Below are 24525 nucleotides of genomic sequence, written 5' to 3' on the forward strand. Positions count from 1 at the left end.
TAAAAAAACGACTTATACCTGAATTAAAGAACTTATCGTATTACTTTTTTCACGAAATCGATTGATTAAAATTAGGCTTCAATTTTAAAAATTACAGTCGCTAATGGAGGAACTGTAATTTCGCAAGAATGCTCTCTGCTATTCCAATTTAATTGCTCGATTTTTATACTTTTTTTGTTGGAAATACCACTACCTCCATATTTTTTATAATCACTATTAAAAACTTGAACTAGTTTTCCTTTTTTAGGTAATCCAATTCTATAATTTTCTCTAGGAATAGGAGTCATATTACATACTGTAATTAAAATATCCTCAGCTGACTTTCCTTTTCTGATATAACTTAAAACTGAATTTTCGTGATCGTCGTGTGCTATCCATTCAAAGCCATCATGTTCAAACTGCTTTTCATGTAAAGCCGGATATTTTTTATATAGAATATTTAAATCTCGAACTAAATCTTGCGCTCCTTTATGAAAATCGTATTCTAATATATACCAATCTAAACTTCCTTCGAAATTCCATTCTGTATGCTGACCAAATTCTCCACCCATAAATAACAATTTACTTCCTGGATGTGTGTACATGTAACTATACAGTAATCTTAGATTTGCAAACTTTTGCCATTCATCACCTGGCATTCTACCAATTATACTTTGTTTTCCATAAACAACTTCATCGTGAGACAATGGCAACATAAAGTTTTCAGTAAAAGCATAAGTCATACTAAACGTTAAATCGTTTTGATGATGTTTTCTATAGATTGGTTCTTTTTTGAAATATTTAAGTGAATCGTGCATCCATCCCATCATCCATTTCATACCAAAACCTAATCCGCCAAGATATGTTGGTCTTGATATTTTTGGAAATGCGGTAGATTCTTCAGCAATCGTTTGTACATCTGGAAAACTAGCATAAACTTCTTCATTCAATTCTTTTAAAAAATCTATGGCTTCTAAATATTCGTTTCCACCAAACATATTAGGTTCCCATTCTCCATAATTTCTAGAATAATCTAAGAAAATCATAGAGGCAACAGCATCTACGCGTAAACCATCTACATGGTATTGATCTAACCAAAAGATAGCATTACTAATCAAGAAACTTTTGACTTCGTTTCTTCCGTAATTGAAAATTAAACTTTTCCAATCAGGGTGATATCCTTTTCTTCGATCTGGATGTTCATATAAATGAGAACCATCGAAAAAACCTAATCCGTGATCATCTTCTGGAAAATGCGAAGGAACCCAATCTAAAATTACACCAATATCATTCTGATGAAATTTATCTATTAGAAACTTAAAATCTTCTGGATAACCGAATCGTGAAGTTGGCGCAAAATATCCAGTGATTTGATATCCCCATGAAGGATCGTATGGATATTCCATAACAGGCATTAACTCGACATGCGTAAATTGCATTTCTTTCACGTAGTTTACTAATTCATCGGCCAATTCTACATAAGATAATGATCTATTATTATCGTTAAACTTTTTTTTCCAAGAACCTAAATGAACTTCATAAACAGAATATGGAGCGTTGACTGCGTTATGCTTTTTTCTTTTCTTCATCCATTTGGTATCCTCCCATGTATAAGGATTATCCCAAACTACTGAAGCGGTTTTAGGTGGATGTTCGCATCTTCTAGCATAAGGATCTGCTTTCTCTGTAACAATTCCATCGTTATGAGAATGGATTTTATACTTATATAAATTCCCTTTTCCAACTTTAGGTATAAAACCTTCCCAAATACCAGAAGCATCCCAACGAACATTTAAAACATATTCTTGATCTGTCCAGTAATTAAAATCTCCAACTACTGAAACAGATTTAGCCGATGGAGCCCAAACAGCAAAATATGTTCCTTCTACTCCATCTACTTCGATAATATGAGAACCTAATTTCTCATACAATCGGAAATGTTTACCTACTTTAAATAAATTGATATCAAAATCTGAAAATAAACTATACGCTATAACTTTACTCATAAAATATGATGTCCTAAAACTTATTATAATTTAAATCCGTGAGGGATTACAGCTCTTCTACGAATCACTACAATTCCATCTTTAATTACATAAGCATCTTCTGTTACATCTTTAAGATGTTTTCCTCCTTTTATTACTACGTTATTTCCAATTCTAGCATCTTTATCAATAATTGCATTTTCAATTGTACAATTATCACCTACTCCAATGTATGGAATACCTTCTTTTTTATCTTTCTCTATTTCTTCAATATCTTGATAAAGGTTAGCTCCAATCATATAGGTATTATTAATTTCACTTCCTTTTCCTATTCTTGAACGGATTCCTATTACAGAATTTTCAATTGTATTTGCGTTAATAATACAACCATCAGCAATCATGGCTTTATTCAATCTGGTTCCATAAATTTTAGACGGTGGTAATATTCTCGGGCGAGTTAATACGTTTTTTGAAGTATTAAATAAATCAAATTTTGGAACTTCATCTGTAAGTCCAATATTCGCTTCAAAGAAAGAAGCAATCGTTCCAATATCTGTCCAATATCCTTTATATTGATATGCTAATACTGTATTTTTTCCTATTGAGTCTGGAATAATTTCTTTTCCAAAATCAATTGTATCTTGATTAGACATTAACTCTACTAATAAATCTCTATTGAAAATATAAATTCCCATAGAAGCTAAATAATATCTGTCTTCATTCTTCATTTCTTCATCTACTTCAGATTCCCAACCTGGAAGTGCATCTGCTGAAGGTTTCTCTACGAATGAAGTTATATAATCTTCTTCATCTGTTTTTAAGATACCAAAACCAGTAGCATCTTTAGCATTAACAGGTAAAGTTGCTATACTAATTTCTGCTTTCTTACTGATATGTTTTTCTAACATATCATCGAAATCCATTTGATATAATTGATCTCCAGATAAAATTAATACATATTCAAATTCATGATTTAAAATATGATGCATTGATTGACGTACAGCATCTGCTGTACCTTGGAACCAAGTTTTATTTTCTGGAGTTTGCTCTGCAGCCATTATATCAACAAAAGCCTCGCTAAAAGTGCTAAAAGTATAAGTGTTTTTAATATGTCTGTTTAATGAAGCAGAATTAAACTGAGTAAGAACAAACATTCTCTTAATATCACAATGTAGGCAATTGGATATTGGAATATCTACTAATCTATATTTTCCAGCTATTGATACTGCTGGTTTTGAACGTCTGTCTGTAAGAGGAGATAATCTGGTTCCTTGTCCTCCTCCTAAAATAATTGCGAGAACTTTTTTGTTAATCATGTAGGTAGGTTAAATTGATTTATAAAGATCTAAATACTCTTGAGCAGATTTAGTCCAAGAATGATCTATTTTCATTATTTGTTTCTGAATTTTTCTGAATGTTTTAGTGTCGTTGAACAATTCTACTGCTCTTTTGATAGAATAACATATATCCCATACTGAAGCTTGATCATGACAAATTCCAAAACCACCATCTCCAATATCAATTACTGTATCTTTTAATCCACCAGTTCTTCTTACTATTGGAATGGTTCCATATCTCAAGGAATACATTTGATTTAATCCACAAGGTTCAACTCTAGAAGGCATTAATAAGAAATCTGAACCTGCATAAACCAAATGAGATAATTCTTCGTCATATCCTATATGAGCATTAAAATTACCTTTATAAAATTCTTTTAACTCTATTAATTCTTGTTCTATGTGTTCGTGACCTGAGCCTAAAACGAAAATATTAATATCTCCATGTTCTTCAATAGCCTCATTTATTACTTGCGGAAGTAAATCTGCTGATTTCTCTCCAACGAGTCTTCCTATAAAGCCAAATAGAGGTAAATTGATATCAAATCCGTATTTATCACAAATCTCTTTTTTATTAGCTTTTTTTCCAGAAACAGCATTTGTAGATTTATAATTCTTCTTTAATATTTTGTCAGTTTCAGGATTCCATATTTCAGTGTCTATTCCATTTAAAATCCCAACACACTTTTCACTTTCACTTCTTAATAGACCTTCTAATCCATTTGCTTGTTCTTTAAGCTCCTCCATATAAGATGGTGATACAGTATTTACTCTTGAAGCACATTTAATGCCTGCCGCTAATGGGTTAACTGATCCATACCAATCTAATAAACCAACATTAGAAAAATCAAATTCAGGGAAAAGATTTAATCTATCATGGGAAAAGCTACCTTGATATTGCGCATTATGAATAGTTAATACTGTAGGAATTTTTTCTAATGATTTAAAACTATTACAATAATTAATAAAAAAAGGAATTAAAGAAGTATGATGATCATGGCAATGAATAACATCAAATTCTAATTCTTTATTTATAATCCAATCTAATAATGCTAATTGAAACCCAATATATCTTTGAGTTTCATCTTGATATCCATAAACAGCTTCAGTATCTAACAGGTTATCAATTTGAATAACATACAACTCAAAAACTATTTCCTTAGAACTAAACTTTAGTATGCTATAATCATAACTTTTATCGTTAAGCTCTATTTTACCATTACTAATTTCTTTTAACTTTTGCTTTTGTACGAAAGAATTCTTGTAATACGGCATGGCAACAATAGAATCAGCTTTAAGATCTCTCTGATATTTAGGCAGAGCTCCAACTACATCTGCAAGACCACCTACTTTAGCTATTGGATAACATTCAAAACTTGTATGAAGTATTTTCATTATGGAGGCATTAAAAGTTCACTTATAAAGTTAGTGAATAGCTCAAAAAAAAGAATGAAATTAATATTAAAAAAAAGCTATTAAAATTATCAATTTAACAATACGAATACGATTATTAACCTTGAATATTAAAAATAAGGTAATATAACGATTTCGTTAAATTACTGTTTATAAAGCCTTCAGGTAAGTAATTAATTTAAAAGGATAATATCTATTTTAATATTTATAATAAATATTAAAAAACAAAAAATCCGATTAGTAAAAAACTAATCGGATTTTTGTTTAAAAGAAAGGCGACGACCTACTCTCCCACCAGTGGCAGTACCATCGGCGCTAATGGGCTTAACTTCTCTGTTCGGAATGGTAAGAGGTGAGCCCCATTGCTATAATCACCTTAAGTTGTTTCAGTATATTTCAACTGTATAAGTTAACATATTAGTAAAATGGTATTTTAAATAATCAAAAGAGTTGTCTTCCCCTCATTAAGAGGGGAAGTACGTACATAAGCCTATGGGTTATTAGTACTACTCAGCTACATACATTACTGCACTTACACTTATAGCCTATCAACGTTGTCATCTTCAACGACCCTTTAAAGAAATCTCATCTTGTGGTGGGTTTCGCGCTTATATGCTTTCAGCGCTTATCCCTTCCGAACGTAGCTACTCTGCAGTGCCCCTGGCGAGACAACAGATACACTAGAGGTTCGTCCAACTCGGTCCTCTCGTACTAAAGTCAGATCCACTCAAATTTCTAACGCCCACAGCAGATAGAGACCGAACTGTCTCACGACGTTCTGAACCCAGCTCGCGTGCCACTTTAATGGGCGAACAGCCCAACCCTTGGGACCTTCTCCAGCCCCAGGATGTGACGAGCCGACATCGAGGTGCCAAACCCCCCCGTCGATGTGAGCTCTTGGGGGAGATCAGCCTGTTATCCCCGGAGTACCTTTTATCCTTTGAGCGATGGCCCTTCCATGCGGAACCACCGGATCACTATGCTCTACTTTCGTACCTGATCGACCTGTATGTCTCTCAGTCAAGCTCCCTTATGCCATTGCACTCTACGCACGGTTACCAAGCGTGCTGAGGGAACCTTTAGAAGCCTCCGTTACTCTTTTGGAGGCGACCACCCCAGTCAAACTACCCACCACGCACTGTTCTCATCGCTGAGTTAGGCTCTAGATAAGCAAAGGGTCGTATTTCAAGGTTGACTCCACAGCGCCTAGCGACACTGCTTCAAAGTCTCCGACCTATCCTACACATTACTTATCCAAAGTCAATACGAAGCTATAGTAAAGGTTCACGGGGTCTTTTCGTCCCGCTGCGGGTAATCGGCATCTTCACCGATACTACAATTTCACCGAGCTCATGGCTGAGACAGTATCCAGATCGTTGCACCATTCGTGCAGGTCGGAACTTACCCGACAAGGAATTTCGCTACCTTAGGACCGTTATAGTTACGGCCGCCGTTTACTGGGGCTTCATTTTAGATCTTCGCCGAAGCTAAACCCTCCACTTAACCTTCCAGCACCGGGCAGGTGTCAGGCCTTATACATCATCTTTCAATTTAGCAAAGCCCTGTGTTTTTGATAAACAGTCGCCTGGATCTTTTCACTGCGGCCTACCGAAGTAGGCGACCTTTCTCCCGAAGTTACAGGTCGATTTTGCCTAGTTCCTTAGCCATGAATCTCTCGAGCACCTTAGAATTCTCATCCCAACTACCTGTGTCGGTTTACGGTACGGGCTGCTTCACTCGCTTTTCTTGGAACCTCTTACTTGCTTTCGCTTTAGCCGAAGCCTAGGCTCAACGGGGACTTCCGTCACCCCGTAAGCACCTGGGAGATCCGTCACTTTTAATGTGAGCAGGTACAGGAATATTAACCTGTTGTCCATCGACTACCCCTTTCGGGTTCGCCTTAGGTCCCGACTAACCCTCAGCTGATTAGCATCGCTGAGGAAACCTTAGTCTTTCGGTGAGGGGGTTTCTCGCCCCCTTTATCGTTACTTATGCCTACATTTTCTTTTCTATACGTTCCAGCATGCCTCACAGCACACCTTCAACACATATAGAATGCTCCCCTACCACTCTCGTCCATAGCTTCGGTAGTATACTTATGCCCGATTATTATCCATGCAAAACCGCTCGACTAGTGAGCTGTTACGCACTCTTTAAATGAATGGCTGCTTCCAAGCCAACATCCTAGCTGTCTAAGCAGTTTCACCTCGTTTATTCAACTTAGTATACATTTGGGGACCTTAGCTGATGGTCTGGGTTCTTTCCCTCTCGGACATGGACCTTAGCACCCATGCCCTCACTGCTGAGAAACATTTTATAGCATTCGGAGTTTGTCAGGAATTGGTAGGCGGTGAAGCCCCCGCATCCAATCAGTAGCTCTACCTCTATAAAACTTTTACTCAACGCTGCACCTAAATGCATTTCGGGGAGTACGAGCTATTTCCGAGTTTGATTGGCCTTTCACCCCTATCCACAGGTCATCCAAAGACTTTTCAACGTCAACTGGTTCGGTCCTCCACTATGTGTTACCACAGCTTCAACCTGCCCATGGATAGATCACTCGGTTTCGCGTCTACTACTACTAACTATACGCCCTATTCAGACTCGCTTTCGCTTCGGCTCCGGACCTTAAATCCTTAACCTTGCTAGCAACAGTAACTCGTAGGCTCATTATGCAAAAGGCACGCCGTCACCCAGTTAATGGGCTCCGACCGCTTGTAGGCGTACGGTTTCAGGTTCTATTTCACTCCCTTACTTAGGGTTCTTTTCACCTTTCCCTCACGGTACTAGTTCACTATCGGTCTTTCAGGAGTATTTAGCCTTACCGGATGGTCCCGGTAGATTCATACAGGATTACACGTGTCCCGCACTACTCAGGGTACTGCTATATCATCTTCGCTTACCTATACGAGACTATCACTCTCTATGGTTCGTCTTTCCAAACGATTCTAGTTCACTAAGATTCTAATGTCGCAGCCCTACAACCCCAATATTGCCGTAACAACATTGGTTTGGGCTAATCCGCGTTCGCTCGCCACTACTAACGGAATCACTATTGTTTTCTCTTCCTCCGGTTACTTAGATGTTTCAGTTCACCGGGTTTGCCCCTTTCGGTACTATACCTTCAGTATAGTGGGTTGCCCCATTCGGAAATCTACGGATTATAAGGTATGTGCCCCTCCCCGTAGCTTATCGCAGCTTATCACGTCCTTCATCGCCTCTGAAAGCCTAGGCATCCGCCATACGCCCTTATTTAGCTTATTGTACTTTTTGCTTTGACTTGCGTCAAAACGAGCTCTTTATAATTCTTTATAAAAATATTTTTGTTAGAGTATAACCTCTAACTCTCTATCTTGATTCTTTACGATATCATTTTACCAATATGTCAATGAACTTGTTATGAGTCATCACAGGAAACTAAACCTATATAACTCTTTGTGGAGAATACCGGAGTCGAACCGGTGACCTCTTGCGTGCAAGGCAAGCGCTCTAGCCAGCTGAGCTAATCCCCCATATACTAGTAGTTAGTACATAGCAGTTAGTAGTTTCTAACAACTACATCCTCAACTTCTAGAATTTCCTAATCTTTAAATAGTAGTCTCGGGCAGACTCGAACTGCCGACCTCTACATTATCAGTGTAGCGCTCTAACCAGCTGAGCTACGAGACTATTTTAAGATCTTAGTCTTTAGTATAAAATTAACAGCAGAGTAGTAAAATAACACACAATTACTCTTGTAACTCACCATCTTTCTCTAGAAAGGAGGTGTTCCAGCCGCACCTTCCGGTACGGCTACCTTGTTACGACTTAGCCCTAGTTACCAGTTTTACCCTAGGCAGCTCCTTGCGGTCACCGACTTCAGGCACCCCCAGCTTCCATGGCTTGACGGGCGGTGTGTACAAGGCCCGGGAACGTATTCACCGGATCATGGCTGATATCCGATTACTAGCGATTCCAGCTTCACGGAGTCGAGTTGCAGACTCCGATCCGAACTGTGATATGGTTTATAGATTCGCTCCTATTCGCATAGTGGCTGCTCATTGTCCATACCATTGTAGCACGTGTGTAGCCCAGGACGTAAGGGCCGTGATGATTTGACGTCATCCCCACCTTCCTCACGGTTTGCACCGGCAGTCTCGCTAGAGTCCTCAGCATTACCTGCTAGCAACTAACGATAGGGGTTGCGCTCGTTATAGGACTTAACCTGACACCTCACGGCACGAGCTGACGACAACCATGCAGCACCTTGTAAAGTGTCCGAAGAAAAATCTATCTCTAGACCTGTCACTCTACATTTAAGCCCTGGTAAGGTTCCTCGCGTATCATCGAATTAAACCACATGCTCCACCGCTTGTGCGGGCCCCCGTCAATTCCTTTGAGTTTCAATCTTGCGATCGTACTCCCCAGGTGGGACACTTATTACTTTCGCTTAGTCACTGAAATAATCCAACAACTAGTGTCCATCGTTTACGGCGTGGACTACCAGGGTATCTAATCCTGTTCGCTCCCCACGCTTTCGTCCATGAGCGTCAGTATACACGTAGTAGGCTGCCTTCGCAATCGGTATTCTAAGTAATATCTATGCATTTCACCGCTACACTACTTATTCTACCTACTTCCGTATAACTCAAGTCAACCAGTATCAAAGGCAGTTCTACAGTTAAGCTGTAGGATTTCACCTCTGACTTAATTAACCGCCTGCGGACCCTTTAAACCCAATGATTCCGGATAACGCTTGCACCCTCCGTATTACCGCGGCTGCTGGCACGGAGTTAGCCGGTGCTTATTCTTATGGTACCGTCAAGCCTCTACACGTAGAGGGGTTTCTTCCCATATAAAAGTAGTTTACAACCCATAGGGCAGTCTTCCTACACGCGGCATGGCTGGTTCAGGCTTGCGCCCATTGACCAATATTCCTCACTGCTGCCTCCCGTAGGAGTCTGGTCCGTGTCTCAGTACCAGTGTGGGGGATAATCCTCTCAGACCCCCTACCTATCGTAGCCATGGTAAGCCGTTACCTTACCATCTAGCTAATAGGACGCATAGTCATCTTGTACCGATAAATCTTTAACTAATAAGCGATGCCACTCACCAGTATTATGGAGTATTAATCTTCATTTCTAAAGGCTATCCTCCTGTACAAGGCAGATTCTATACGCGTTACGCACCCGTGCGCCGGTCGCCATCCAATTGCAAGCAATTGATGCTGCCCCTCGACTTGCATGTGTTAAGCCTGCCGCTAGCGTTCATCCTGAGCCAGGATCAAACTCTTCATTGTATAATCTTTAATATTATTTATGAATAAGTTTCAAAAGAATTTAACTTTGTTAAAGCTATGTTACTTTACTCTCTATATTTACGCTGTCAATTTCAATATTATCAATGAACTTAATTAATCTCAGCACTCAATCTGTTTCAACCGAAACTTCAACTAATCTAATCTTTGTAAAGACACCAGAATCGAACTGATTAACACTATTATTTGTTATTCCAAAATCTCTGTGATCGTTGCTTTCATTTCCGAAAGCGGATGCAAAACTATAACCTTTTTTTAATCTGACAAAACTTTTTTTGAAATTTTTTTCGATTAATTTTAAACCTAATCTTGCACCAAAAAATCAATGAACTCACGCCTCAAAAACGGACTGCAAATATAGAAACTTTAATTCTAATTCCGCAAGTAAAATTTTAATTATTTTTTAACCTTAATTTTACTCTTTATTTACAATCTGTTTATGAACTTCTGCAAACTTCTAAACTGCGTTTCTCCGTTTGCGGGGGCAAAACTACACACTCTTTTTAATCTACACAAACTTTTAAACCAAAAAAATTACACTTTTTTGAAAGTTTTCTATAAAAAGTAAATAATCAATCATTTGTGATTTTGACTTTTTCACCTCTTAATCAATGTTTGAAAAAACACAAACAATAACATACTATATATTGTATTAAAAATCGATTTACAATATATTTGCGCATTAAGATTTTCACTTGTAGGAAAATCATAACATAATATTAAATAAAAATGATAAAAATCACATTACCTGACGGAAGTATTAGGGAGTACAAACAAAACACAACTCCTATTGAAGTTGCTAAGAGCATTAGTGAAGGGTTGGCTAGAAATATTATTTCAGCTAGCTTTAATAACAATACTATTGAAACTACCACACCTTTAACAACCGATGGTAATCTTACACTATATACTTTTGACTCTCCTGAGGGTAAAAAAGCATTTTGGCATTCATCTGCCCACGTTTTAGCTCAGACAATCTTAGATTTTCACCCAAACGCTAAACTTACTATAGGACCTGCTATTGACACTGGATTTTATTATGATGTTGATTTTGGTGACGAAACAATATCTGAAAAAGATTTTGCTTCAATAGAAAAGAAGTTTTTAGAAAGAGCTCGTGAAAAAGCAGAGTTCAAAATGCGTTCAGTTACCAAAGCAGAAGCTTTATCTTATTATAAAGAAAGAAACAATTCATACAAAGTAGAGTTAATAGAAGGTTTAGAAGACGGTGATATTACATTCTGTGATCATAGTGACTTTACTGACTTATGTCGTGGAGGACATATTCCTAATACAGGAATAATTAAAGCCATTAAAATAATGAACGTTGCCGGAGCTTACTGGCGCGGAGATGAAAAAAACAATCAATTAACTCGTATTTATGGTATTTCTTTCCCTAAGCAAAAAATGCTTACTGAATATTTAGAGTTATTAGAGGAAGCTAAAAAAAGAGATCATAGAAAACTAGGCAAAGAACTTGAATTATTTACTTTTTCAGAAAAGGTAGGACAAGGTTTACCTCTGTGGTTACCTAAAGGCGCTGCTTTAAGAGGTAGACTTGAAGATTTTTTAAAAGCTGCACAAAAGAAAGCAGGTTATGAAATGGTAATGACTCCTCACATTGGTCAAAAAGAATTATACGTTACTTCTGGACATTATGCTAAATATGGTGAAGATAGTTTTCAACCTATAAATACTCCAAAAGACAATGAAGAGTTTTTATTAAAACCCATGAACTGTCCTCACCATTGCGAAGTGTATAATTACAAACCATATTCATACAAAGATTTACCAAAGCGATTTGCTGAATTTGGAACAGTTTATAGATATGAACAAAGTGGAGAATTACATGGATTAACTAGAGTTAGAGGTTTTACTCAAGATGATGCTCATATTTTCTGTACTCCAGAGCAATTAGATTCAGAATTTAAAAACGTTATAGATCTTGTTTTATATGTTTTTGGATCTTTAGGTTTCGAAAATTTCACAGCTCAAGTTTCTGTTAGAGACTTAGACAAACCAGAAAAGTACATCGGTGATGTTGAAAATTGGGAAAAAGCAGAACAAGCAATTATAAATGCTGCAAAAGATAAAGGCTTAAATTATGTAATTGAGTCTGGAGAAGCTGCTTTCTATGGTCCTAAATTAGATTTCATGGTTAAGGATGCTTTAGGTAGAAGTTGGCAACTTGGTACCATTCAAGTTGATTACAATTTACCTGAACGTTTTGATCTAAGTTATAAAGGCAGCGATAATCAACTACATAGGCCTGTAATGATTCACAGAGCTCCTTTCGGATCAATGGAAAGATTTATCGCAGTTTTACTAGAACACACAGGAGGTAACTTCCCTCTTTGGCTAACTCCTGAGCAGGTTATTATATTGCCAATCAGTGAGAAATATGAAAAATATACCGAAAAAGTTTTACTTTTGTTAGAAAATTCCGAAATTCGCGCCCTCGTAGACGATAGAAATGAGAAGACTGGTCGTAAAATTAGAGACGCAGAAGTAAACAAGATCCCTTTCATGATTATTGTTGGAGAGAAGGAAGAACAAGATGGCACAGTATCTGTAAGGAAACATGGTGAAGGTGATATAGGAACATTTACCATAGAAGAATTCATTCAGATAATACAGAAAGAAGTTCAGAAAACGTTAGTAACGTTTAACACAAATAATTAAAATAACAATTTAAAAACGCATAAGCCATAGCAATAAGAAGAAAACGTGGTCGCAGACCCGCGAGAGTAATTAAAGAAGATCAACATAGAATTAATGATAAAATTAAATATGTTGATGAAGTTCGCTTAGTAGGCGAAAATGTTGAAGTAGGTGTGTATTCACTTGCAAAAGCTAAAGCAATAGCTCAAGAACAAGAGTTAGATTTAGTTGAAATATCTCCTAAAGCAGTCCCTCCTGTTTGTAAAGTTATAGATTATAAAAAGTTTCTTTACGAACAAAAGAAACGTGAAAAAGCCTTAAAGGCAAAAGCGACAAAAGTGGTTGTTAAGGAAATTCGTTTCGGCCCTCAGACAGATGAGCATGATTACGAATTTAAGAAGAAGCATGCAATTAAGTTCCTTCAAGATGGAGCTAAATTAAAAGCATACGTTTTCTTCAAAGGACGTTCTATTATATTTAAAGAACAAGGGCAAATTTTATTGTTAAAATTAGCTCAAGAATTAGAAGAATACGGTAAGGTGGAGCAAATGCCAAAATTAGAGGGTAAACGAATGATTATGTTTATTGCTCCTAAGAAAATAAAATAAAACATTATATTCTTTTTTGAAGAGTAAAAATATATAAGCAAGATAAAAACGATAGCAGAAGATGCCTAAAATGAAAACTAAATCTAGTGCCAAGAAACGTTTTAAGTTAACTGGTTCTGGAAAGATTAAAAGAAAGCACGCGTTTAAGAGTCATATCTTAACAAAGAAGTCTAAGAAACGTAAGCTTGCATTAACACACTCTACGTTAGTTCACAAATCTGATGAGAGTAATATTAAGCAACAATTATTATTAAAATAATAATTTGCTAGGTAGTAAAATAAATTATTAACCATGGAGTTAGGCTCAATAAAGAACTATTTAATTAGTCGCCTACTACAAAAACAAGAAAATTATGCCAAGATCAGTAAATTCTGTGGCTTCAAGAAATAGAAGAAAAAAAATCTTGAAGCAAGCTAAAGGTTACTTCGGACGTAGAAAAAACGTTTATACAGTAGCTAAAAACGCGGTTGAGAAAGGATTACAATATGCTTACCGTGACCGTAAAAACAAGAAAAGAAACTTCCGTTCATTATGGATTCAACGTATTAACGCTGGAGCTCGTCAGTACGGAATGTCTTACTCACAGTTTATGGGTAAAGTAAAAGCTAACAACATCGAATTAAACCGTAAGGTTTTAGCAGATTTAGCTATGAACAACCCAGAGGCTTTTAAGGCAATTGTAGATAAAGTAAAATAAGTTTAATAACCTTGCTTATACTAAAAACCCAAACTTTTTCGTTTGGGTTTTTTTAAATCAACTCGAAATCTAAATATATCTAATGAAAACTATTAACTTTTTATTTGTATTGTTTTTTTCAACTTCATTATTAGCACAAGTAAAATTGACTAAAAAAGAAGTTAAAGAATTACCAAATACTATAGAAAATGAATTTAAAAAAGCGTACGAGTTATCGAATACTTGGAAAGAGTATAAAATGATACCTAGAAATGAATTTTTAGTTTTCCAAAAAAATGTACTTGATAGTGTTGCTATTTTAAGAAAAGAAATAGTTGCTCGACAAAACATAGTAGATTCTCAAAAGAAAGAAATAGCTTCTTTGAATGAAAAGATTAATAAAGTTTCTAATAATCTAACTAGTTCACAAGACAAAGAAAATCAGATTAATGTTTTAGGAATTGCTACAAACAAGACTACTTATAATATGTTTACTTGGTCTCTTATTGGAGTATTATTGCTAGCTTTAATTTTCTTCTTTTCTAAATTTAAAAGCAGTAATATTTTAACTAAAAAAGCAAAAAGTAATTTAGTTGAAATAGAACATGAATTTGAATCTTTCAGAAAAAAATCTTTAGAAAAGGAACAAAAACTGAGAAGACAACTACAAGACGAAATTAACAAACAAAGAGGAGTTTAAAAACTTCTCTTTGTTTTTATAATCTATTATATAGTTCAATAGTTTCTTTTTTTCGCTTTAATAATTCTTTAATTTCTCTTTCAGTGTTTAGTTGTGATAAATGATTATAAAAACCATATTTGTAACTCATGTAGTTAATAGACAAACTTACTTCATCTATTAAAAAAATATAATTTTCATTTACATCTTTAATACAATAATCTATTAAATCATCACTAATATTAAGCTCTTTCAAATATTTTTCTGCAATCATATTCTTTAACCTTGTTTTATCTAATTCATTTCTAAACACATATTTAAAACACACTAATTTTTGTTTAAAAAAATGCATTTCAATAATAAATTTATAACCTAGCATTTTTACTTCAGTAAACAAAATAACGATAGATTTTAACTCATTAACTACTCTGTAAGAATTTCTAAGTTTAGCTTTTACCTTATGTAAATTTGCACCAAACCCTATTCCCTCTAGAAAAGAAATATTCACTTCAGTTTCTAAAGTTTTATTAAATGAATTAAGAGAAGTATATAATTTTAAATAAGCCTCAGGATACTTATACTTATTTATAGTTCTTTTATAATAAGAAGTATAATACTTTCTTGAAGAAAAAAAATTAAATAATGTTTTTCGGAATAATAACATAACATTTCTATTAGCGGTCTCTAACTTTCTCCCCGAATTGCATTATGACATAAATATACAGAAAATCGTTGAAAAATATCAAACTATTCAATTTAAAAAAGTGAAGAATTCGTTATGAATACAATAATTTTTAAAGATTATAACAAACCTAACTCGTAAAAATTAGGGTTTTCTTTTTTCTTCTACTTATGTTATACTATATTTGCACGTTTTAAAAAAGAAGTCAGTCTAAATTATTGAAAATGCAAAACAAAGGTCTAATCAGATTATTTGCAATCCTTTTCGGATTAGTAAGCTTATACCAATTATCATTTACGTTTTTTGGAAACAAGGTTGAAAACGAAGCAAAAACATATGCTGAAGCCAATCTTGGAGAAAATAAAACAGGTAAAGAATTAGCTAGACTTGAGAGAAAATATCTTGATAGTGTTGCAAATAAAGAAGTAGTATTAGGAAACACCTACAATGACATTAAAGACAAAGAAATGAATCTTGGTCTTGATTTAAAAGGTGGTATTAATGCTATTTTACAAGTATCAGTAAAGGATATCTTAATAGGATTATCTAACGAATCTAAAAATGAAACTTTCTTAACAGCTTTAGCTAATGCTGATGAAGCTCAAAAAGATTCTCAAGATGATTATATCGATTTATTCTATACAGAATTTGAAAAAGCTAGTAAGGGAGCAATAAAATTAAGCGACCCAAAAATCTTTGGTAATAAGTTATTACGAGAGAAAATTGACTTCAATAAAACCAACAGCGAAGTAAAAACTGTTTTATTACAAGAAATAAACAGCTCTATAGGAACTGCTTTTCAAGTATTAAGAAGCCGTATTGACAAGTTTGGAGTTGTTCAACCTAATATTCAAAGAATTGGAACTTCTGGTAGAATTCAAGTTGAATTGCCAGGTGCTAAAGATGTTGAGCGTGTAAAGAAGTTATTAGTAAGCACTGCTAAATTACAATTCTGGGAAGTGTATGCTAACACCGAAGTTTTACCATTTTTATCTCAAGCTAATTTAAAATCAATTGATTTATTAAAGAAATCTGTTGAAAAAGAAGTTTCAGAAAAGAAAGATAGTACAGAGAAAAGTAATATTAATGATTTATTAAATGATAGCAGTGACTCTACTTCTGTAGCTGATTCAAAAATGTTATTTAACTATTTAATCCCAAATCAACAGCAATACAATTCGATTGTAGGATATTCTAAAATTCAAGATACAGCAAAAGTAATGAGCTTATTAAGAGATAAGCAAATTACTGCTTTATTACCAGCTAATTTAAGAAACACTAAGTTTTTATGGGATTACAAATCTGATAATCAAAACACTGAATCAGGGAACGACTTAGAAAGTTATATTCGTTTGTACGCTATTAAATCTAATAGAGATGGAATAGCAAATATTGAAGGAGATGTTATTGCAGATGCATCTCAACAGTTTGATCAGTTAGGTAAACCTGAAGTAAGCATGACTATGAATACTAAAGGAACTAAATTATGGAGTAGCTTAACAGAAAAAAACATTAATAAATATGTTGCTATTGTGTTAGACGATTACGTGTACTCTGCTCCTATTATCAAACAAAAATTAGGAAGTACATCTTCAATTTCTGGAGGTGCTATGACTGTAGAGGAAGCTCAAGACATTGCAACTGTATTAAAAGCAGGTAAATTACCTGCTCCTGCAAGAATTATTGAATCTGAAGTAGTTGGGCCATCATTAGGTAAAGAAGCAATTAATGCAAGTATTTGGTCTTTTGCTTTAGCTATCTTACTAGTATTAGTTTGGATGGTATTATATTACGGAAAAGCTGGTTTATATGCTAACATTGCATTATTAGTGAACATCTTATTCATTTTTGGAGTATTAGCATCTTTTAATTCTGTATTAACATTACCAGGTATTGCAGGTATCATATTAACTATCGGTATGTCCGTAGATGCCAATGTAATTATTTTCGAAAGAATTAAAGAAGCCTTAAATTCAGGAAAGAGTTTATTCGAATCAGTTAATGAAGGATTTAGTTTTAAAGGAGCTTTATCTGCTATCTTTGATGCTAATATTACTACATTCTTAACTGGTGTTATCTTATACGTTTTCGGTACAGGTCCAATTAAAGGGTTTGCATTAACGTTAATGATTGGTATTGCTACATCTTTATTTACAGCAATTTTCATAACTCGTTTATTTGTTGATGGAGCTGTAACTAAAGGAAGTAATTTAACATTCAATACAAATATTTCTAAAAACTGGTTTAAAAACATCAGTATTGAATTCTTAAGAAAGCGTAAGATCGCTTATATCATTTCTGGTGGGTTAATCATTATCGGTTTAGCTTCGATTTCTACAATTGGTTTAAAACAAGGTGTAGATTTTAAAGGAGGTAGGTCTTTTGTCGTTCGTTTTGATAAAGACATGAAAGCTAATGAAGTTGCTAATTCTTTAAAAGAAGTTTTTGGAACGGCTCCTGAAGTTAAAACTTACGGTGCTTCTAATCAATTAAAGATTACAACTGTTTTCAAAATAGAAGAAAAGAGTAAAGAAGTAGACGAATTAGTTCAAAATACTTTATACAATGGTTTAAAAACATATTTAACAGATTTAAGTTACGAAAACTTTAAACCTGGTTTTGATAAAGGTGAAAATGCACAAGGTATTATGAGTGCAAGAAAAGTTGATCCAACTATTGCAGATGATATCAAGCAAGCAGCTATTTGGGCCGTATTCGGATCTTTACTTGTTGTTTTCTTATACATCTTGTTACGATTCAGAAAAGTTTCTTATTCTATTGGTGCAGTTGCAGCTGTATTCCACGATGTTTTAATCGTATTAGGAATCTTCTCTATCTTATATAAATTCATGCCATTTGATATGGAAATCGGACAATCATTTATAGCAGCAATTTTAACTGTAGTTGGTTACTCACTGAATGATACCGTAGTAATATTCGATAGAATTAGAGAATATGCAGAAAATAGTAGTTCTTTTACTGCTAATTTAGTTGACAAAGCTTTAAGTAGTACTTTAGGAAGAACAATAAATACATCTTTAACAACATTATTAGTAATGTTAGCTATCTTCTTCTTTGGAGGAGATAGTATTAAAGGATTCATGTTTGCATTAATCGTAGGTGTCGTTGTTGGTACATACTCATCTTTATTCGTAGCTACACCGATTATGTTTGATGTTACCAAGAATAAAGAAACTCAAAAATAAATTCATTAGAATACTATAAAACTACCGTTTTGTTCCTGCTGATACATCAGTTAAACAAGACGGTTTTTTTATTTAATTAGTATATTTACCTATATGAAAATAAAACAGCTTCACGATTTATATTTTAAAGAATTAATTAAAAAAGAAGAAATTTCTAATATAGTTAAACAACTCGCTAAAAAAGTAAAAGATGATTTACCACAAGGCGAGGTTCCTTTATTTATAGGGATATTAAATGGATGTTTTGTTTTTGCCTCTGATTTTGTCAGAGAATTTGATCAAGATTGCGAAATTTCCTTCGTGAAATTGGCTTCATATGAAGGTACTACCTCTGGTGAATCTGTAAAAAAATTAATTGGTATTAATGAAGATATTTCTGGTAGAACAGTTATTATACTAGAAGATATTATTGATACAGGTAATACATTACAAGAGATTTACGAAATCTTTAGAAATAAAAATATTAAAGAACTTAAAATAGCAACCTTATTTTTTAAACCTGATGTGTACAGAAAGGAATTACATATTAACTATATTGGAAAAAATTTAGAAGATAAATTTATTGTAGGATATGGTTTAGATTATAATGGTTTAGGTAGAAACTTACCTGCTATTTATCAATTAACAACACAACCTAAAATGAAAAACATAGTATTATTTGGACCTCCTGGTGCTGGTAAAGGAACACAAGCTGAATTGCTTAAAGAAAAGTATAACTTAGTACATATTTCTACTGGTGATGTTTTTAGATTCAATATTAAAAACGAAACTGACTTAGGAATACTAGCTAAAAAATATATCGATGAAGGTGAGTTAGTTCCAGATGAAGTTACTATTAATATGCTAAAAGCTGAAGTTAATAAAAATACAGAAGCTAATGGTTTTATTTTTGACGGATTCCCAAGAACAGAAGATCAAGCTAAAGCTTTAGATGAATTCTTAGCTGAAAAGAACGAAAGAATTAATGGAATGGTAGCTTTAGAAGTTCCAGAAGATTTGTTAGTTGAGCGTATTTTAGAAAGAGGAAAAACTAGTGGGCGTTCTGATGATACTGATGAAGAAAAAATCAGAAATCGATTTAACGAATACAATACCAAAACAGCCATTTTAAAAGATTATTACAATGCACAAGGTAATTTCTATGGTGTTGATGGTGTTGGATCTATTGAAGATATTACAAAACGTTTAGCAGACGTTTTTGATACATTATAAAATCATTCCCGCTTAGGCGGGAATATTAATTTTTAAGAAATGACTGAAGGAAATTTTGTTGACTATATAAAAATATATGCTTCTTCTGGTAAAGGAGGACGTGGATCTGCACATTTGCATCGTGAAAAATATATTGCTAAAGGTGGACCAGATGGTGGTGATGGAGGTCGTGGCGGACACGTGATCTTCAAAGGAGATAAAAATATGTGGACATTATTTCACTTAAAGTTTAAACGTCATTTTAGAGCAGAAGGTGGTGGTGATGGAGGTTCTAGTAGAAGTACCGGTAAAGACGGTACGGATATTATAGTTCCTGTTCCTTTAGGTACCATAATTAGAGATGCTGATACGGATGAAATTCTATATGAAATTACTGATGATCAACAAGAGGTAATTATTCTTGAAGGTGGTAAAGGAGGACGAGGAAACTGGCATTTTAAATCACCTACTAATCAAACTCCAAGATACGCTCAACCAGGAATTGATGGTAAAGAAGCTTGGTTTAGAATAGAATTAAAAATTCTTGCAGATGTCGGTTTAGTAGGGTTTCCTAATGCAGGAAAATCAACTCTTTTATCTGTTTTAACAGCTGCTAAACCAAAAATTGCCGATTATGCTTTTACAACTTTAAAACCTAACTTAGGTATTGTAGAATATCGTAATCACCAAAGTTTTGTAATGGCAGATATACCTGGTATTATTGAAGGAGCTGCTGAAGGAAAAGGATTAGGACATTATTTTTTAAGACATATAGAAAGAAACTCTTTATTATTGTTCTTAATTCCTGCAGACAGTGATAATATCAAAAAGGAATATGAAATTCTTTTAAATGAATTAAAACAACACAACCCAGAATTATTAGACAAAGATCGTTTATTAGCTATTTCTAAATCTGATATGTTAGATGATGAATTAAAAAACGAAATAAAACAAGAATTACCTGAAGGTATAGAAACTTTATTTATTTCTTCTGTTGCACAGATGGGATTAATGGAATTAAAAGATAAACTTTGGTCTAAACTTAATTAATAATCAACATTAATTCGCTTTGCAAAAGCAAAAGCATCTTTCCAATAAGATTCATTCATTGAAGTAATTACAACTCCTTTTGATGTACTTGAATGAATGAATTTTATTTCTTCTGAAGTAACTGAGGTTACTAATCCAACATGGTTTATATCTCCTTTTAATCTTGCGATATCAAAAAATAAAAGATCTCCTTTTTTTATTTCTTTGTAATTCACTTTTTTTCCAACCGAACTCATAGAGCTAGATGAACGTGGTAAAGTAATCTTTAATTCATCTTTAAAAACAGTATACACTAAGCCTGAGCAATCCATTCCTTTTGAAGTTGTTCCTCCAAATTTATATGGTGTACCCAAATATATTAATGCTTTGTCTACCGTTTTAACTTCTTCCGTTTTATACTTTTCGTTTTTATTAACCTTAAAAAAAATAAAACTTAAAAGAAATATTAAAATTACAAGGGTAAATTTATTATTCTGCACTTCTATAAATTATAAGTTATTTTAATTACTAATTTATAGATATAATATTAATTCTATCTTATTGTGAGCAGTTTCCGTTTATTAAGTTTTGTTTTGTAGGATTAAATAAATTATCAATAATTGTAAAATAACCAAATTCTTCACCTTCTTTTGCTAGTTTTGTTATTCCGCATAAATCATTTAACAATGCATTATCCTCTACCAATAACCTTCCTTTAACAAACCAAAAATTAGCTAAAGCATCTAAATTTTCAAGTTTTTTATTATTAATAATAATTAACTCATGATCGTAGCTATCCCTTATATTTCTAATATTTTCTAATCCGGAAAGATTTACAAGATTCTCGTTATCTCTAATCGTTAAATAAATATTTTTCTCTAAAGTTTCTAATCCTTTCAAACTTGTTATCTTATCGTTATTTCTAATTACTAAATTATTAATATTAGATACTGTAAGTGCTTCTAAGTCTTCTAATGATTTGTTATCTCCTATAACTAAAAGTTTTGCTTCTTTAAAATTCTCAAGACCATTAAGGTTAACTAAACTATCGTTGTCTGTTATTGTAAATTGTCCGAATCCATCAAAGACACTTTTAAGGTTTTCTAAACCATTCAAATTCTCTAACGATTCGTTATTTGTTATAGTTAAAGAGTTAAAACTTTCAAAATTACTTAAACCACTCAAAGATGTAAGTGATTCGTTTAAAACTAAATTTAATTGTGATAAATATTTTATTTTTTTAAAACCATCAATAGATTTCATTTTTGAATTTCCCGCTACATATGCGTAAGTAACATAGTCTACAGAAAAAAACTCATTAATATGCTCTAATTCTTCATTATCTGTAATTTCTATTCTTACAAACCTTCTAGAAGCTTTCGCATTTTCTAATCCTTTTAATGATTCACATATCGTATTCTGAATTCTAATATGTTCTCCTTTTATTTCTCTAACAGATTTGAATCCTGATATATCTTTAATATCAGTAGCTATTCCAGAACTATTTCCTATAAATAGGCTTCCATCAATTATATTATAGCCTCCTTTAATAAATTCATTAACATCAGATTGACTAGAAATACTTAATGTATTATCGTAAACCTTTAAATTAGTAGTAAAACTAAAAGTTCTTGTTATTGTAAATCCTTGTGAATTCTTGGCTACTACTTTACCACTATAACCTTGCAACCCTTTTAATTCAGGGAAATAAAAATAAAGTTCTGATCTATTTTCTTCCAATAATTCATTACCTAAATAAATATCATATAAAATTTCATCATTTGATGAATTATCCGAAGAAGCTGTCCATTCTATTTTAGAAAAATAAGCATCTTTTTCTACTACTGATACATTAAAATTAGAAGGTAAAGGTTTATCTCCCGTTGTAAAATCAAATTGTTTTGAAACAGTATTTCCATCTGGATCAGATGCTATGATTTCTCCTTTATAGTTTTTATTGTATTCCAAATCATTAAAAACATATTCTAAAACTTGTTTATTGTCAAAAATTTTAGATTCGTTTAAAAATAGATCATAAAAAACTGCTTGCCCATCATTATCTTTTGATTCTGTCCAAAAAACTTTAACCGAATTTAAAGTTATATTCTCTGTTTGAACAGTAAAATTTGATGGTTTTGAGTTTATTTCTTCTTCATTTGTACATCCTATACATATTAATAATACTAATGTATAGATTGAAAGTAATTTAGTTTTTGCAATCATTATTTAAAATTTCTTCCATAGTTGGGTTAAACATATTTCCTCTTATTGTATAGTAATTTTCATCATAAGATTGAAGTGCTAACTTTAAAGCACAAAAATCATTCAACTTTTCGTTATTACTAACTGAAAATCTATTCCCTATACTTTTTAAATTATTTAAGCCTTCTAAACTTTCTAAACTTTTATTTCCTCCTATAGACAAATCACTATACCTTATCTCTTCTAAAGCACTAAAACCAATTAAATTTTTAATATTTGGTAAATTTGAAATAGATAAACTTCCTTTTACAACTTTTAATTTTGTCATATTGAAAAGCTCATTAGCCTTAATATCACTTAGTGTTAAATTATTTACAGATTCAAGATTGGTAAAACCTTCAATATAACTTAGTTCTGTATTATCGTTAATTCTCAAGGATTCTTCCATTTTTTTCAACTTATGAAATCCTATCAAACTTTCTAAATACCAATTATTTCTTATATAAATATGATTAACAACTTCTAAATTTTTAAATGCTTCAATAGTTTTTACACCATTATTAGCTATAGTAAGAATTCTACCTATTTGTGTTAAATTATCAAAAGGAATAAAGGTTTTTAATCTAACATTTTCTTTGATTATTAAATCTCCGTAAATATGTTTAACCTTTTCTAGCCCTTCTATGGATTCAAAGAAGTGGTTGTTTTCTACAATTAAGCTCCCTCTAACCTCCTCTATTTCTATACCTTTTAAAGTCAACAAATCTCTAGTTAGCCTAACTATAAAATTTCCGCGAATCTTTTTTAAACTTTTTATTGCAGTAAGATCTGTAATTCGATCACTAGGACTAGTTCCATCTGTGATAGTTAAACTTCCATCAACTTCAATATATCCTTTTGATCCAAAAGCATCTAAAGAAGCTTGTGTATTAAATTCTATTGAATCTTTAAAAACCCCATCTTTTGTAGAAAAAGTTAACTCATCATAAGTTTCGTTCCCTAAACTATCGAATGCAACAACCTTAACTTCATAAGAAGTGTTTGGTGTTAAGTTTTCAATTTTACAATATGTAGTTTCTAAATTTTGAAAAACAATAGCATCGTTTATAAAAACATTATATTTAACTTGATCATTATCTGGGTCTGTTGCTCTTTGCCAATAAAGCGCTACTGATATATTTTCAGGATTTGCATTTTCAATTTTAAATGATCTTGGTGCTTGATTTGATAAAGTCGAAATTTTTTCAGTAATCTCTTTAAAATTTTCTTCTTCATCAAAAGCCACAATTTTTAACTTATACTCATTATTGGAATTTAAATCGGTTAAAATTATTCTTCTTTCCTGTGTTTTTTCTTTTAATAAATTTGAATCTAAATAAACTGAATAAAAAACATTTTCTCCTTTAGAATGAAAAGATTCGCTCCATTTCAATTCTATAGAATTAGAAGTTGTAGAAAGAATTGTAATTTCAAAATCGGATAAATTAGTTTCAACAACTGTACTCTCTGTAGAACAAGCTACTAAAAATAATGTTAATAGTAGAAAAGTTGATTTCTCTAGTAATTTCATATTAATTTTT

Annotated in this window: 15 protein-coding genes, 2 tRNA genes and 3 rRNA genes; 8 read left to right on the forward strand and 12 right to left on the reverse strand. The window is 33.0% G+C overall.

Features of this window, described 5'->3' with window-relative positions; translation table 11 throughout:
* Nucleotides 1-71 precede the first annotated feature (71 nt).
* The 8 genes from glgB to ACSIGC_RS06300 all read right to left on the reverse strand — a co-directional run bounded on the left by glgB (nucleotide 72) and on the right by ACSIGC_RS06300 (nucleotide 9992).
* Nucleotides 72-1985 carry a 1,4-alpha-glucan branching protein GlgB gene (gene glgB, locus ACSIGC_RS06265; RefSeq protein WP_442267289.1) on the reverse strand — a complete coding sequence of 638 codons (1914 nt, stop codon included), beginning with the start codon at nucleotides 1983-1985 and terminating at the stop codon, nucleotides 72-74.
* Between the two features lie 23 nt (nucleotides 1986-2008).
* Entirely contained in the window at nucleotides 2009-3280 is a 1272-nt protein-coding gene (locus ACSIGC_RS06270) for a glucose-1-phosphate adenylyltransferase (RefSeq protein ID WP_442267290.1), read from the reverse strand.
* A gap of 9 nt (nucleotides 3281-3289) precedes the next feature.
* Nucleotides 3290-4696 carry a glycogen synthase gene (locus ACSIGC_RS06275; RefSeq protein WP_442267291.1) on the reverse strand — a complete coding sequence of 469 codons (1407 nt, stop codon included), beginning with the start codon at nucleotides 4694-4696 and terminating at the stop codon, nucleotides 3290-3292.
* 288 nt (nucleotides 4697-4984) lie between these two features.
* Nucleotides 4985-5093: ribosomal RNA gene (gene rrf, locus ACSIGC_RS06280) — 5S ribosomal RNA — on the reverse strand.
* A 101-nt stretch (nucleotides 5094-5194) separates the two neighbouring features.
* Nucleotides 5195-7978, reverse strand: a 23S ribosomal RNA gene (locus ACSIGC_RS06285).
* Between the two features lie 174 nt (nucleotides 7979-8152).
* A tRNA-Ala gene (locus ACSIGC_RS06290) sits at nucleotides 8153-8226 on the reverse strand.
* Nucleotides 8227-8309: 83 nt separating this feature from the next.
* Nucleotides 8310-8383: transfer RNA gene (locus tag ACSIGC_RS06295), tRNA-Ile, on the reverse strand.
* A gap of 89 nt (nucleotides 8384-8472) precedes the next feature.
* Nucleotides 8473-9992: ribosomal RNA gene (locus tag ACSIGC_RS06300) — 16S ribosomal RNA — on the reverse strand.
* Together the 16S, 23S and 5S rRNA genes with 2 tRNA genes alongside form the textbook arrangement of a ribosomal RNA operon.
* A 747-nt stretch (nucleotides 9993-10739) precedes the next feature.
* Between ACSIGC_RS06300 and thrS the strand changes: the two genes are divergently transcribed.
* From thrS to ACSIGC_RS06325, 5 genes are all read left to right on the forward strand, one after another.
* Nucleotides 10740-12692, forward strand: a complete 1953-nt coding sequence (gene thrS, locus ACSIGC_RS06305) for a threonine--tRNA ligase (RefSeq protein ID WP_442267292.1) — start codon at nucleotides 10740-10742, stop codon at nucleotides 12690-12692.
* Between the two features lie 68 nt (nucleotides 12693-12760).
* Entirely contained in the window at nucleotides 12761-13279 is a 519-nt protein-coding gene (gene infC, locus ACSIGC_RS06310) for a translation initiation factor IF-3 (protein ID WP_442267747.1), read from the forward strand.
* Between the two features lie 61 nt (nucleotides 13280-13340).
* Complete coding sequence (rpmI, locus tag ACSIGC_RS06315) at nucleotides 13341-13538, forward strand: 50S ribosomal protein L35 (protein WP_075341031.1); 198 nt, start codon at nucleotides 13341-13343, stop codon at nucleotides 13536-13538.
* Between the two features lie 94 nt (nucleotides 13539-13632).
* Nucleotides 13633-13977, forward strand: coding sequence for a 50S ribosomal protein L20 (rplT, locus tag ACSIGC_RS06320; protein WP_095070111.1), 345 nt, complete (start codon nucleotides 13633-13635; stop codon nucleotides 13975-13977).
* Between the two features lie 82 nt (nucleotides 13978-14059).
* Entirely contained in the window at nucleotides 14060-14656 is a 597-nt protein-coding gene (locus ACSIGC_RS06325) for a hypothetical protein (protein ID WP_442267293.1), read from the forward strand.
* Between the two features lie 16 nt (nucleotides 14657-14672).
* Here the strand turns inward: ACSIGC_RS06325 and ACSIGC_RS06330 are convergent, their stop codons facing one another.
* Nucleotides 14673-15299 carry a hypothetical protein gene (locus ACSIGC_RS06330; RefSeq protein WP_442267294.1) on the reverse strand — a complete coding sequence of 209 codons (627 nt, stop codon included), beginning with the start codon at nucleotides 15297-15299 and terminating at the stop codon, nucleotides 14673-14675.
* A gap of 242 nt (nucleotides 15300-15541) precedes the next feature.
* Here ACSIGC_RS06330 and secDF point away from each other — a divergent pair, with 242 nt between their 5' ends.
* From secDF to obgE, 3 genes are all read left to right on the forward strand, one after another.
* Nucleotides 15542-18523, forward strand: coding sequence for a protein translocase subunit SecDF (gene secDF / locus ACSIGC_RS06335; RefSeq protein WP_442267295.1), 2982 nt, complete (start codon nucleotides 15542-15544; stop codon nucleotides 18521-18523).
* 93 nt (nucleotides 18524-18616) lie between these two features.
* Nucleotides 18617-19735, forward strand: coding sequence for an adenylate kinase (locus ACSIGC_RS06340; protein ID WP_442267296.1), 1119 nt, complete (start codon nucleotides 18617-18619; stop codon nucleotides 19733-19735).
* 39 nt (nucleotides 19736-19774) lie between these two features.
* Nucleotides 19775-20764, forward strand: a complete 990-nt coding sequence (gene obgE, locus ACSIGC_RS06345; protein ID WP_442267297.1) for a GTPase ObgE — start codon at nucleotides 19775-19777, stop codon at nucleotides 20762-20764.
* On the opposite strand, the gene ACSIGC_RS06350 is transcribed toward obgE, so the two are convergent.
* From ACSIGC_RS06350 to ACSIGC_RS06360, 3 genes are read right to left on the reverse strand one after another with little or no spacing between them, the layout of a single operon-like run.
* The gene (locus ACSIGC_RS06350; protein WP_442267298.1) at nucleotides 20761-21243 is read right to left on the reverse strand and encodes a C40 family peptidase; all 483 of its coding nucleotides are present in this window, start codon (nucleotides 21241-21243) and stop codon (nucleotides 20761-20763) included. The genes obgE and ACSIGC_RS06350 overlap by 4 nt on opposite strands.
* A 58-nt stretch (nucleotides 21244-21301) precedes the next feature.
* Nucleotides 21302-22966: a hypothetical protein gene (locus tag ACSIGC_RS06355; RefSeq protein ID WP_442267299.1), complete on the reverse strand. Its 1665-nt coding sequence runs from the start codon at nucleotides 22964-22966 to the stop codon at nucleotides 21302-21304.
* Nucleotides 22950-24515, reverse strand: coding sequence for a fibronectin type III domain-containing protein (locus ACSIGC_RS06360; RefSeq protein ID WP_442267300.1), 1566 nt, complete (start codon nucleotides 24513-24515; stop codon nucleotides 22950-22952). Before ACSIGC_RS06360 ends, ACSIGC_RS06355 begins: the two co-directional genes overlap by 17 nt.
* Between the last annotated feature and the right edge of the window lie 10 nt (nucleotides 24516-24525).

Source organism: Tenacibaculum aquaeponti (assembly GCF_052084715.1).
Classification (GTDB): Bacteria; Bacteroidota; Bacteroidia; order Flavobacteriales; family Flavobacteriaceae; genus Polaribacter.